The 11,810-nt window shown below is 59.8% G+C and carries 13 protein-coding genes; 6 read left to right on the top strand and 7 right to left on the bottom strand.

All coding sequences use genetic code 11. The features are described 5' to 3' along the window. From aroC to ABSG47_RS17990, 6 genes are all read left to right on the top strand, one after another. The coding region (gene aroC, locus ABSG47_RS18015; RefSeq protein WP_424171091.1) for a chorismate synthase at nucleotides 1-1,032 on the top strand (1,032 nt) is incomplete at its 5' end. A 51-nt stretch (nucleotides 1,033-1,083) separates the two neighbouring features. Continuing rightward, the gene (locus tag ABSG47_RS18010; protein ID WP_424171090.1) at nucleotides 1,084-1,611 is read left to right on the top strand and encodes a hypothetical protein; all 528 of its coding nucleotides are present in this window, start codon (nucleotides 1,084-1,086) and stop codon (nucleotides 1,609-1,611) included. Then, nucleotides 1,571-2,167: a hypothetical protein gene (locus tag ABSG47_RS18005; RefSeq protein WP_424171089.1), complete on the top strand. Its 597-nt coding sequence runs from the start codon at nucleotides 1,571-1,573 to the stop codon at nucleotides 2,165-2,167. Before ABSG47_RS18010 ends, ABSG47_RS18005 begins: the two co-directional genes overlap by 41 nt. After that, nucleotides 2,158-2,667, top strand: coding sequence for a peptide deformylase (def, locus tag ABSG47_RS18000; RefSeq protein ID WP_424171088.1), 510 nt, complete (start codon nucleotides 2,158-2,160; stop codon nucleotides 2,665-2,667). The genes ABSG47_RS18005 and def overlap by 10 nt, the downstream gene beginning before the upstream one ends. 93 nt (nucleotides 2,668-2,760) lie before the next feature. Then, nucleotides 2,761-3,702, top strand: a complete 942-nt coding sequence (gene fmt / locus ABSG47_RS17995; RefSeq protein ID WP_424171087.1) for a methionyl-tRNA formyltransferase — start codon at nucleotides 2,761-2,763, stop codon at nucleotides 3,700-3,702. A 4-nt stretch (nucleotides 3,703-3,706) separates the two neighbouring features. Then, nucleotides 3,707-5,044 (top strand): transcription antitermination factor NusB, encoded by a 1,338-nt coding sequence (locus ABSG47_RS17990; protein ID WP_424171086.1) that lies wholly within the window; start codon nucleotides 3,707-3,709, stop codon nucleotides 5,042-5,044. Nucleotides 5,045-5,048: 4 nt separating this feature from the next. On the opposite strand, the gene ABSG47_RS17985 is transcribed toward ABSG47_RS17990, so the two are convergent. The 7 genes from ABSG47_RS17985 to aroB all read right to left on the bottom strand — a co-directional run bounded on the left by ABSG47_RS17985 (nucleotide 5,049) and on the right by aroB (nucleotide 11,631). Then, nucleotides 5,049-5,546, bottom strand: a complete 498-nt coding sequence (locus ABSG47_RS17985) for a heme-degrading domain-containing protein (RefSeq protein WP_424171085.1) — start codon at nucleotides 5,544-5,546, stop codon at nucleotides 5,049-5,051. A gap of 37 nt (nucleotides 5,547-5,583) precedes the next feature. Further along, nucleotides 5,584-6,975: an MFS transporter gene (locus ABSG47_RS17980; protein WP_424171084.1), complete on the bottom strand. Its 1,392-nt coding sequence runs from the start codon at nucleotides 6,973-6,975 to the stop codon at nucleotides 5,584-5,586. Nucleotides 6,976-7,071: 96 nt separating this feature from the next. Beyond that, nucleotides 7,072-7,851: a PASTA domain-containing protein gene (locus ABSG47_RS17975; protein ID WP_424171083.1), complete on the bottom strand. Its 780-nt coding sequence runs from the start codon at nucleotides 7,849-7,851 to the stop codon at nucleotides 7,072-7,074. 16 nt (nucleotides 7,852-7,867) lie between these two features. Next, nucleotides 7,868-8,281 carry an OsmC family protein gene (locus ABSG47_RS17970; protein ID WP_424171082.1) on the bottom strand — a complete coding sequence of 138 codons (414 nt, stop codon included), beginning with the start codon at nucleotides 8,279-8,281 and terminating at the stop codon, nucleotides 7,868-7,870. Nucleotides 8,282-8,294: 13 nt separating this feature from the next. After that, complete coding sequence (locus tag ABSG47_RS17965; protein WP_424171081.1) at nucleotides 8,295-9,722, bottom strand: cation diffusion facilitator family transporter; 1,428 nt, start codon at nucleotides 9,720-9,722, stop codon at nucleotides 8,295-8,297. A gap of 14 nt (nucleotides 9,723-9,736) precedes the next feature. Then, nucleotides 9,737-10,516, bottom strand: coding sequence for a ubiquinone/menaquinone biosynthesis methyltransferase (locus ABSG47_RS17960; RefSeq protein WP_424171080.1), 780 nt, complete (start codon nucleotides 10,514-10,516; stop codon nucleotides 9,737-9,739). After that, entirely contained in the window at nucleotides 10,516-11,631 is a 1,116-nt protein-coding gene (aroB, locus tag ABSG47_RS17955; protein WP_424171079.1) for a 3-dehydroquinate synthase, read from the bottom strand. Before aroB ends, ABSG47_RS17960 begins: the two co-directional genes overlap by 1 nt. Between the last annotated feature and the right edge of the window lie 179 nt (nucleotides 11,632-11,810).

The following is an 11,810-nucleotide window of genomic DNA, read 5'->3' as shown; positions in this document are numbered from 1 at the left end:
GCGCATATCCTCTCAGGTGTTCGGCACGGCAAGACGATTGGTTCGCCGGTGGCGATTGAGATTATCAACCGCGACTGGAAGAACTGGGAAGAGAAGCTGCCGGTGGAGGCGGGCGATCCGGCAAAGCACCAGGCTGTGGCTTCTCCGCGGCCGGGACATGCGGACCTGGCGGGTGCGCTCAAGTACAACTTTCCCGATGCGCGGTATGTGCTGGAGCGGGCTTCGGCGCGTGAATCGACAGCGCGCGTGGCCGCTGGGGCGTTTGCCAAGCTGATGCTGCGCGAGTTGGGCATTGAGATATTGAGTCATGTAATTCGGGTGGGTCATGTGGGTCATGTGGAGCTAAAGCGCGCGGCTGCGTGGGATGAGATTGTTGCCGTGGCTGCGAAGGACGATGTGCTGCTGAGCTGCGTGGACGCCGAGACGGAAGCTCGCATGAAGGAAGAGGTTGAGAAGGTTTCGCGCACGGGCGATACGGTGGGCGGCGTGTTTGAGGTAGTGGTTCACAACGTACCTGCAGGATTGGGTACGTATGCCACGTGGGATGAGCGGCTGGATGGGCTGCTGGCGTGGAGCGTGATGAGCCTGCAGGCGGTGAAGGCTGTGGAGATTGGCCGTGGTGTGACAGCTGCTGAGAGCTTTGGCTCGCAGGTGCATGATGCGATCCATTACGCGGCTGAAAATGATCCGGCCACGAACGGCAAGCCCACGCGCTTTACCCGTGAGCAGAATAATGCGGGCGGAGTGGAAGGCGGCGTTTCGAATGGCGAGGACGTTGTGGTGCGCGGCTATCTGAAGCCGATTTCGACGCTGCGGCGGCCGCTTGAGTCGGTTCGCTTTGATACGCGGGAGACAACGAGCGCAAGCTATGAGCGCAGCGACATCTGCGTGGTGCCGGCTGCTGGCGTGGCGGCGGAGGCGATGGTGGCGATGACGATTGCGAGCCTGGCGCAGCAGAAGTTTGGCGGAGACAGCGCGCTTGAGATGAAGCGGAACTTTGATGGGTATATTGAGCAGATCAGGAAATTCTAAGTCGTCGGTTGAGTCGGTTCGCCGATACAATCATATTGGCGTGGAGGACGTATGGTGGATGTGAATTTTGATCCGGTGCAAGGCGAGGAGGTACGGGTTGAAGGACGCCCTGGCATATTCAGGATTAAGCGCGTCTATCAGCCCGGTGAGAAGCATCCGAATCCTAATGTTCGCACGTCGGAAGGTTCGCTTGGCACTGTGGACCTAAAGCAGGAACAGACCGGCTTTGATTTACCTGGAATTCCCTGGCATCGGCTTGTCTATGTCGATGAAGCACGCCCTGTTCGTCGGGTGATTGAGTGGCGGAAGAAAAATTCCAAGGGCAACTCTTACCCTTGCTACATCGTGCATTACGATGTGGAGTCCGGGGAAGACCATGACGGAAATCCGTCGATTTTCGTGCGTTTTCTGGCGGATCGGGATTACCTTTACGAGAATGGGCGCCTTTCCGAGAAGAAGATCGCGGAGTTGAACGAATTTCTCGATGAAGTCAGGCGGGAGTTGATCGGGCTCGATCTGGATCGTTGGATCTATGTGCGTGCGGGAGAAGCGCAAAGGGAACTGGATGTCGCTAGCTGAAGAATTGCTCGAACACGCTCGTTTTATTGCGAGTCTTGATCCGGAAACGATTTCCCAGGCCGGTATTCGACGGGCTATTTCAACTGCGTATTACGCGGTATTCCATCTGCTGGCGGAAGAGGTATCAGGGCAGGTGAGTCCTGCTTCGCCGTCGGGGCTTCGTGAGCGGACGCAGAGGGCGTTGGAACATACGCAAATGCTGAAAGTGGCGAAGGCATTTTCGCTGGAGGGCGCCAGCCGTATCAAAGACCTTCCGGGCGACGTTCCGCTGCCTCAGCCCGTATCACGAGAACTTGCTTCGATTGCGAATGGCTTCCGGGAACTTCAGGAAGCGCGTTACTCGGCGGATTACGATGTTCTGAAACAGTTCGATCCGGCAGACGCTTTTGCCTTAGTGCAAAAGGCAGAGCAGGTTTTCAACGATTGGAAGGTTGAAAAAGGAAATCAAGCAATACCCCTGTCTTCCTGGCATCTCTTATGTTCGGCAAATCCTGGAATAAATAGAATGGAGAAGAAGAAAGGGGTAGTTCTTTCTACCAGAGAACAATGGCATTGAAGATCGTTAAATATCCGGAACCGGTGCTGCAGCAGCCTGGTGAACCTATCACTGAATTCAATGATGAGCTGCGCGGCTTTGTGGCCGATCTCTTTGAGACGATGTATGCGGCCAAGGGGATTGGGCTGGCTGCGCCGCAGGTGGCTGTCTCCAAGCGCATCACGGTGATTGACCTGAGCAGCGGGAAGAATCCGGAAGAGAAGCTGGTGCTGATCAATCCGGAGATTATTGGGCGCGAAGGCAAGCAGTACGAAGAAGAAGGCTGCCTTAGTTTTCCTGATATTCACGAGAAGGTACAGCGCGCGGCGAAGGTGACTGTGCGCGCGCAGGACGAGTATGGCAAGTGGTTTGAGAGGGATGGCGAGGAGCTGCTGTCGCGGGCATTTCAGCATGAGATTGATCATCTTGACGGCGTGCTGTTCATCTTTCGCATGAGCGGGCTGAAGCGCGACATCATTGTGCGCCGGATTCGCAAGGCGCAGCGCGAAGGCACCTGGTAGGAGGATTGGCCGTCCAGGCAACCGCGCGCTTCGCGCGCCGCTCCGACTGCAGTGGGCCTTCCGTTGGTCGGCATAGGGGTTCAGGAGCAAGACATGAAGCTAGTTTTTTGCGGCACTCCACAGTTTGCCGTGCCTACGCTTGAGGCGCTGATTGCGGCGGGGCACGAGATTCCTCTGGTGGTGACGCAGCCGGACAGGCCTGTGGGGCGCGCGCAGGAGTTGCATGCGCCGCCGGTGAAGCAGACTGCGCTGGCGGCAGGATTACAGGTGACGCAGCCGGACAAGATTCGCAACAACGTGGAGTTTCGCGCGCTGCTTGAGGCGATTGCGCCGGATGCGATTGTGGTTGTCGCGTATGGGCGGATCATTCCGCCGTGGATGCTGGCGCTGCCGCGGCTTGGATGCATCAATCTTCATGCGTCGCTGCTGCCGAAGTATCGCGGGGCTGCGCCGATTCAGTGGGCAGTGGCGATGGGCGAAACGAAGACCGGCAACACGACGATGCTGCTGGAAGAAGGGCTTGATACGGGGCCGATTCTATTGCAGCAATCGTTGCCGATTGCGCCGGAGCAGACGGCGGCGGACCTTTTTGATTTGCTGGCTGTGCAGGGCGCGCCGCTGGTGGTGGAGACGCTTGCGGGGCTCGATGCGGGAAGCATCCAACCGCAGGTGCAGGACGATGCGAAGGCTACGCTTGCGCCGATTTTAGAGCGCGAGGATGGGCGGATGGATTTTGCGGCGCGGAGTGCGATGGAGCTTGTGAATCGCTGGCGCGGTTTTCAGCCCTGGCCGGGAGCTTTTACTTCGTTCGAGGGGAAGAAGCTGATTGTGCATCATATAAGTGTGGCGGATGAGCCGGCGGTGATTGCCGATCCGGGTGTTGTGATTGTGAAGGACAAGCGTATGCTTGTTGCCTGCGCGCAGAATACGCGGCTGGAATTGCTGGAAGTGCAGTTGGAAGGCAAGAGGCGCATTGCCGCGGCTGAGTTTTTGCGTGGACTGCAACAGGCGCACGCGAGTTTGCGGTTAGGCTAAGCGCATGGCACATACGCTCGAGAAAATCTCGCCGGCACGCAAGGCAGCTTTCGAGGTTCTGCTTGCGGTAGAGAATGGACGCGGCCATTCGGACGATCTTCTGCGGAGAAAATCCGTCTCGCGGCTTTCCGCATCGGATAAAAATCTTGCTACGGCGCTGGTGCTGGGCGTGCTGCGATGGCAGATTGCGCTCGATGACCGCATTCGGCCGCTGCTGAAGCGGCCAAACGCGAAGCTTGATATTGAGGTACTGATCGCGCTGCGGTTGGGCGTGTTTCAACTGCTGATGATGGACCGGATTCCGGCTCATGCCGCGATTGATGAGAGCGTGGAGCTTGCGCAATCAGCGGGACATCGGTTCGCTTCCGGCATGGTGAATGCGGTGCTGCGAAAGCTGGCGGCTGGAGATGCGGGCATACGCGACGATGACCCGAAGGCCGCGTATCCCACGTGGATGGTGACGCGCTGGATGCGATCCTTTGGCGTGGAGAAGGCTGAGACGATTTGCAGGAGCGGCCTTTTGCAACCAGAGATGAGCGTTCGCATTCAGGGGGCCGGGACTGAGGCGGAGCTTGTGGATGCGGGAGTCAGGTTTACTCCGGGACTATTGCTGACGGCAACACGCAAGATCTTATCCGGCGATGTGATGGCGATGGAGGCGTTCCGCGATGGACGCGTGCGGATTCAGGATGAGGGTTCGCAGCTTGTGGCGGAGATTGCGGGCAATGGCGCGGAGATCCTTGATGCGTGCGCCGCGCCGGGAGGCAAGACGCTGATTCTTGCGGAACGAAATCCGCAGGCGCAGATGATTGCCTGTGAGGTGAATCCGCAGCGGTGTGCCGCACTGCGCAAGAGGCTTGCTTCGCTGGGGAGTCGCGTGGAATGCAGGCAGGTGGATGCGACGGAGCTCGCGGAGCGGGACGCGTTCGATCTTGTGCTTGCGGATGTGCCGTGCAGCGGCACGGGGACGCTAGGGCGGAATCCTGAGATTCGGCATCGGCTGGAGCCGGAGGACTTTGCGCGGCAGGCGGAGCGGCAGAGGGCGATTCTTGCAACGGCTCTGCGCGTAGCGCGGCGGGGCGCGATGATTGTGTATTCGACCTGCTCGCTGGAGCCGGAGGAGAATGAGCAGGTAGTTCACGCGGTGCTTGCGCAGATGCCGGGAGTGAGGCTTGTTTCGCTTGCCGTGCGCGTTGTGCAACTACGCGAAAAGGCTATAGTCACGGCAGACGGCGCTGAGAAGCTATTCAAGAGCACTTCCGCGGATGGTTTCCTGCGCCTATTTCCGGGCGATTTCGGTACGGATGGGTTCTTTATTGCACTGATGGAAAAGCTTGCGTGAGGGATTACTCGGCTGGCAGTTTCAGTTCCGCATAGTCGCGGCCAAGCAGGGCGCAGAGGGCTTCAATGACTAACTCATGATCGGCGCGCATGGGCAGGCCGGATACTGTGGCGATGCCTACGATGCCTGCGCCGGTGACGCGCAGCGGAAATGCGCCGCCATGGGTTGCGTAATCGGCTATTGAAAGGCCTTGCGTTTCAATGAGAGAGTGGCCTTTGATCTTTTCCTTGATGCCGGCGGCATAGGAACTGATGTGGAAACGCTCGACGACGTTGTTCTTGCGGCGCACCCAATCGACGTTGTCGGGAGTGGTGCCTTCGAGAGCGGCATAAAAGAGCGGCTGACCAATGCGGCGCACGTCGATGACGACACCAAGCTTGCGTTCATGCGCCAGTTGCCGCAGGTATGAGCCGAGTTCCCAGGCAATCTCCGTGTTGAACCTGGGGAGCGTGAGTTCGCGTTCCTGTAATGCGATGTGTTCGAAGTCCGACTGCAAGCTCATGATGGCTGCATCTCCTTGACCTACTCATGGTAACTGTTTAATTTTCGGCGGCCTCTTCTACCAAGGCGGGCTGCCGGATTGGGATGATGCCAAGCCGTTCATAGATGGGACGTATCTCTTTGCGGATGCGGGGGAGCCGCGTGAAGAACCAGATGGCGCCGCAGATGCAGGCGATGCCGCTGACGATGACCGTGTTCTGCGCGCCGACCGCGCGCGCCAGCGCGCCTGCGAAGAGGCTGCCGAATGGAGCCATGCCGACGAAGGCCATGGTGTAGTAGCTCATGACGCGGCCGCGCATCTTTTCATCCACCAGCGTTTGCAGAATGGTGTTGCTGGAGGTGATGCCCTGCATCATGCCGAATCCCGTGACGAGCATGATGGGCAGCGAGAGCCAAAGGCTATGCGAGAAGCCGAAGGCGATGAGCCCGATGCCGAAGACGCAGGCGCCGATGGGAATGATTTTGGTAAGCCCGCGTACGGATTTGCGGACTGCGAGCACAAGAGCGGAAGCGAGTGCGCCGACGCCGACTGCGCCCATGAGGAAGCCCTGCGTGTGCGCGCCGCCTTTGAGCACCTCTGCGGCAAAGACCGGCATGAGCACCATGAAGGGCCAGCCCATGAGGCTGAGCAAGGCAAAAAGCATGAGGATGTTGCGGATGGGCACGGACTGCGTCACGTATTCCCATCCCTGGCGAAGCTGTTCGGCCATGGTGGTGCCGTGAGCCTGCAGCTCTTCATGGCGAATCCGCATCATGAGCAGCGACGCAATGACGGCGATGTAGCTTACGCCATCGATGAGGAAGCACCAGCCTTCATTGGTTGCGGCGATGAGGATTCCGGCGAGCGACGGACCGATGAGGCGCGCGGCGTTGACCATGGATGAGTTGATCGCGATGGCATTCTGCAGGTCGGCGCGGTCCTCAACCATGCGGATCATGAAGGACTGGCGCGCAGGCATGTCAAAGGCGTTGATGATGCCCTGCATGACGCTGAGGAGAAGAATCTCCGTAACGTTGATGCGATGGGCGAGAGTGAGAGCGGCGAGCAGCAGCGATTGAAGCATGGCGAGCGCCTGGGTCCATAGGAGGACTTTGCGCCGGTCCATGCGGTCTACGATGACTCCGGCGAGCGGCGCGAAGAGGAAAGAGGGAATCTGGCCCGAAAAGCCCACTAACCCCAGCATCAAGGGGGACTTTGTGAGTTGGTACACCAGCCACGAGGTAGCAATGCGCGTCATCCACGTACCGATGAGCGAGATGCTCTGGCCGCCAAAGAAGAGTCTGAAATTTCTATGCTTTAATGCGCGCCATGCGTGCGAAATGCCATCGGGCTGCGGAGTTTTGGATTCTTTGCTCGACTCAACTGTCATGCCTATTCGTTTGACGCTCCAGGCCGCTTCTACGATGCGCATATACGACAGAATCAGCATGGGTGTAGCCGCTCAAACCCGCGCTGAGTTGGATTTTTCTTAAAAAAGATCCGATCCGGCGTCTTAGCGGCCAGGCCCTGTTGTGCTGATTCTGCTCTATCGCGCGACGGTGAGCCTGACGAGCGTGTTTGCATCCACGCGCGCGCCGGGCTGCGGCTGCTGGAGAATTACGGTGTTTGGCGCAACGGGCGGCTTTACCGCAGAGCCATCCGGGCCGACGGGTGGAACATCCATCTCCATGAAAGTGGGCGGCGCTGCGGTGAGGCCCACGTGCGCCAGTTGCGTTTGAGCTGACTCAAGCGTCATCCCCTTCAGATCGGGCATGAGAAAGCCGTCCGCGCCTACATCCGGTGGGGCGGCGACGAGAAGATTGATGCTTGGGCCTTCAATGCCTTTGGCGTGTGCGGGAGGATCCTGCGCGAGCACGGTGCCTTCCGGGATTTTCGCATTGGGCAGGCGAGCCGTTGCGCCTACGGTGAGGCCTACGCGGCGCAGCTTGAGCGCGGCGAGGTGCTCATCCATGCCGATGGTGTCGGGCACATCCACCTGCTGCGGCCCGAGGCTTTCAGCGACGCGCACGTGCCATTCACGACGCACCACGGTTCCCGGCGCGGGCGATTGGGTGAGGATGTGGCCGGCGGCCACGTCGGAAGAGAAGTAGCGGTTGTCCACATCGAGGTTGAGGCCGAGGCCCGCAGCCTGGCTGCGCGCGTCCGCAACCGTCATGCCTTTGAGCGTGGGAACCTGCACCTCCGCGCCGTGAATGGCAAAGTGCATGGTGGTGATGGCCGCAAGAAGGCCCACAGCGACCACCAGCAGGATGACCGATGCCACGCGGAAGAAGCCGACGACGGGATGGACGATTTGTGGACTCATGCGTGAGGCTCCGGGTTTATGCTTCCGGCTCTCCATCGGGGAGAACGATCTCGTAGCCAATCTCAGCTTTGCATTCGAGCATCTTCGAGACGGAGCAGTATTTGTTCTTTGAAAGCGAAACGGCGTCTTCCGCAGCTTTGCGATCTACTTTGCCGTGGATGGTGTAGGTGAGCAAGATCTTTGTGAAGACCTGCGGCGGGTCTGGAGCGCGCTCCGCTTCCGCGGAGACGCGAAGGCCGGTGATTTCCTGCCGCTTCTTTTTGAGGATGCTCACGACATCGACCGAAGTGCATGCGCAGAGCGCCATTAACACGGCTTGCACAGGGCTTGCGCCATGTGCGTGGGCGCTGTCGGTATCGAAGACGATCTTGTTGCTTTCTGAGACTGCTTCATACGTGCTGTCGTGCTTCCAGTCGCTGTACACATTCATTGCGGTCATCCTCTTATCTTGTATTTTCCGTTGCCGGCTCGGGGTGAATGGTCATGCGGTTCACCTCCGGGCATTCCTGCTTCAGGCGATCTTCAAGCGCTGTGATGATCTCATGCACGTGGCCCATTGGCAGCGCATCGGGCAGCGTGCAGTGGCAGGAGAGATCGATATGGTCGCCGACGCGCAGCACTGTGAGTTGATGCACATCGATGATCTCCGGGAACTGCGTCGCGGCGGAGCGCAGGGCGTGCTCAATGCGCTGATCGTCGAGCACGATTTCTTCGGGCTGCTCGATAGTTGCCGGCTCGCTCTCAATATGGGTGAGCACGGAGTCAATTTCCGGCGCTTCATGCAGGATTTCTTCTTCAAGCGCCGTGACGAAGCGATGGGCCTCGATGAGAGGCAAGCGCTCATCGAGCTCGACGTGCTGTTCCACGCGCAGCCTTCCATGATGCGATTGCACGCTGAGCTCATGCACGAAGACGTTGTTGCGCGCAGCTACAGTGCGCACGCGATCAAAGATGTTCCCAGTGCCGGGGTCGCGGGGGACGGTGTGAATCACCACGTCTGTGCCTGGAAGTGCGCGATCGACGGCTTCCGTGGCGGCGCGCACGACTTCGCCGGTGTGCTCGAAGGTGAAGCGGCGCGGCAGCGCGAGTGTGAGATCGGCAAAGTAAGATGCGCCGGAGCGGCGCACGCGCGCCTGCTCAACGGCCAGTACGCCATCCACGCCCGCGGCCGCGTGAATGACGCGCTGGCGGGTTTCAGCGGGAATCTCATCGATCAGAGCGGCGATTGTCTTGCGCGTGAGATGGATTGTCATACGCAGGATCATGAGCGAAACAACAATAGCCGCGAATGGGTCGGCAAATTCCAGCCAGGGAATGCCGAAGCGAGCGCCGGCCCAGCTTGCGCCCAGGCCGATGAGAACAGCGATCGTGGCCCAGATGTCGGATGCGAAGTGGAAGGCGTCGGTTTCAAGCGCGGGCGATCCAGTGCGCCTCGCCACCTCGCGCAACTGGCGCGAACGCCAGTAATCCACTGCGATGGAAGCGAGCAGCACGAGCGCCGGCCAGATGGAGTGGTGCAGCTGAATAGTGTGACGCGCAATGTGGCTGAGCGCCTCTGAAATGATCCATACGCAGGAGACGGCCATCAAGCCGGCTTCAATGAAGGCGGAGACGTTTTCAATTTTGCCGTGGCCGTAGGTGTGATCTTCGTCCGCAGGCTTATCCGCCACACGCACGGAGAAAAAAGTGAGAACGGCGGCGACGAGGTCGATGGCAGAGTGCGCGGCATCGGAGAGCACGCCGAGCGAGCCGGAGAGCAGGCCCACCAGGAGCTTGAGCAGCGTCATGCATGTGGCGCCGAGAATGGAATAAAGCGCCACACGCCGCTTTTCAGCGGTGACGGATGCGAGGCTGGGCGCTGACGAAGTCATGCCTGTTCAGCCTACTACGAGCGCTTCGCGCTTTCATCTTTAGGACGAGTGCCAGTGTATAGACCAGCGATGCCAAAGGTATAAGGCTGCCAGGCGCAGTCGATGTAGCCCGCTTCGTGCATCATCTGGAGCATGCGTGGAGGGGCGGGGAAGTTGCCGACGGACTCGGGAAGATATTGATAAGGGCTTGTTTGGCCGGTGATGGCACGACCAATGGCCGGCAGGATGCGGCGGAAGTAGATGGCGTAGAGTTTGCCGAGCAGGCCGCCGGGTTCGCTGAAGTCGAGGATGCCGAGCAGGCCGCCGGGCTTGAGCACGCGGTGGAATTCGCGCAGGCCGGCGTCGTAGTTGGCCAGGTTGCGAAAGCCGAAGGCGCTGACGACGAGGTCGAGCGAGCCGGATTGCAGCGGGAGATGGAGGGCGTCGGCTTCGAGGGTGGTTGCGGTGGGCTGGCTTGAATCGCGTGCCGCGAATTTTTCTTCGGCGCGGGTGAGCATGGCGCGTGCGAAATCCGCTGCCAGGATCGGGCGAGAGCCGGCGGGACGATGCTTGAGCAGCGCGAGGGTCATGTCGCCGGTGCCGCAGCAGATGTCGAGGATGGCGGAGTCAGGCTGTGCAAGGATGTCGTGGAAGCGGCGGGCGGCGCGGCTCCACCAGATGCGGTCCACGTTGGCGGAGAGGACATGGTTGAGCAGGTCGTAGCGCGGCGCGATGGAGTTGAACATGGCCTGCACGGCCTGCGCGGCACTGGCTTCGTCTTGCGCGCCTGCGGGTTTTGCGCCGGTGTTTGCCATTACTTTTTCTGCTCCGCTCCAGCAGGAGGCTCAGCTTGCGAGAGCATGTACTCGGCGGCCTCGCGTAGTTCGCTGACGGTGACGTCTTCCACTACGCCTGCGTCCCCGATGCCGATGGGGAGAACGAAGCGGCGGATGCCGCCGATGTTCTTTTTATCCGCGCCGGTGGCGGCGACGAGCTTTGCAGCACTTGCCTCAAATAGCGGTAGAGCGCCGTAGTGGTGAATCAACGCTTCCATACGATCCGATTGCGCGCGCGTGATGGTTCCGCGCAGGCCAGCGATGTAGAGCGCGGCGATCATTCCCCAGCCGACGGCTTCGCCGTGCAGAAGAACCTTGTAGCGTGTGACCTGCTCAATGGCGTGGCCGAGAGTGTGGCCGAAGTTGAGAATCATGCGCAGGCCGCTTTCGCGCTCGTCGCGGCTGACAACATCGGCCTTCATGCGGATGGATGCCGCGATGACTTTTTCGAGCGCTTTCGGATCGCGGGCCAGTACGTCTTCCGCGCGCTCATCCATGTAGCGAACGAGCGCGCGGTCGCGAATGATGCCGGCTTTCACGCTTTCCATGAGACCGGCGCGCAGCTCGCGCTCACTGAGCGTGCCGAGGACGTGGGTGTCTGCAAAGACGGCGAGCGGATGATGGAAGCTGCCGAGGAGGTTTTTGCCATTGGGCAGGTTTACGCCGGTCTTGCCGCCGACGGAGGAGTCAACCTGCGCGAGGAATGTGGTGGGGACCTGGATGTAGGGGATTCCGCGCATGAAGATGGCGGCGAGGAATCCGCCGACGTCGCCGACGATTCCGCCGCCGAAGGCGATGAGCAGCGAGCCACGGTCGCCGCCGGCTTCGATCATCTGGCGGGCGAGGCGCTCCACGCTGGAGAGCGTTTTGTGCTTTTCTCCGGCTGGGAGAAAAAGAGCGATGGGCGGTTGAGCGAAGGATTGGCTCAACGGTTCGCCCCAGAGCGCCCAGATTTCGGGTGAAGTGAGGACAAAGACGCGGCGCGGAAGACGGCCTGTCACACGCTCGATGCGGGAGCCGAGCGTGGCAAGAAGGTCGCTGCCCGCGAAGACGTCATATCGTGCTGAAGGCGTATCTACTCGTATAGTTTGCACGCTATATCTATCGTAAATGTGCGGGGTGTGGAATCCTGCCAGCCGGTTGCGGGTCAGTTTACATTTGAATCCAAAGAATATTCGCTATCGCAAACGCATGATAAAGGGCATTATGTGCGTGAAAACTTCTTATCTCGACATCTAAACAAATCGGTTTATGGTATAAATTGATTTGTGAT

Origin of the sequence: Occallatibacter sp. (assembly GCF_049510455.1) — a bacterium.
Taxonomy (GTDB): domain Bacteria; phylum Acidobacteriota; class Terriglobia; order Terriglobales; family Acidobacteriaceae; genus Telmatobacter.
This window is presented reverse-complemented; position numbering and strand designations above follow the sequence as displayed.

Coding starts and splice junctions, on each gene's coding strand:
- ABSG47_RS17990 (WP_424171086.1), top strand. CDS start 3,707: ATGGCACATACGCTCGAGAAAATCTCGCCGGCACGCAAGGCAGCTTTC.
- ABSG47_RS17975 (WP_424171083.1), bottom strand. CDS start 7,851: ATGAGTCCACAAATCGTCCATCCCGTCGTCGGCTTCTTCCGCGTGGCA.
- ABSG47_RS17965 (WP_424171081.1), bottom strand. CDS start 9,722: ATGACTTCGTCAGCGCCCAGCCTCGCATCCGTCACCGCTGAAAAGCGG.
- def (WP_424171088.1), top strand. CDS start 2,158: ATGGCATTGAAGATCGTTAAATATCCGGAACCGGTGCTGCAGCAGCCT.
- ABSG47_RS18010 (WP_424171090.1), top strand. CDS start 1,084: ATGGTGGATGTGAATTTTGATCCGGTGCAAGGCGAGGAGGTACGGGTT.
- fmt (WP_424171087.1), top strand. CDS start 2,761: ATGAAGCTAGTTTTTTGCGGCACTCCACAGTTTGCCGTGCCTACGCTT.
- ABSG47_RS17970 (WP_424171082.1), bottom strand. CDS start 8,281: ATGAATGTGTACAGCGACTGGAAGCACGACAGCACGTATGAAGCAGTC.
- ABSG47_RS17985 (WP_424171085.1), bottom strand. CDS start 5,546: ATGAGCTTGCAGTCGGACTTCGAACACATCGCATTACAGGAACGCGAA.
- ABSG47_RS17980 (WP_424171084.1), bottom strand. CDS start 6,975: ATGCTGATTCTGTCGTATATGCGCATCGTAGAAGCGGCCTGGAGCGTC.
- ABSG47_RS17960 (WP_424171080.1), bottom strand. CDS start 10,516: ATGGCAAACACCGGCGCAAAACCCGCAGGCGCGCAAGACGAAGCCAGT.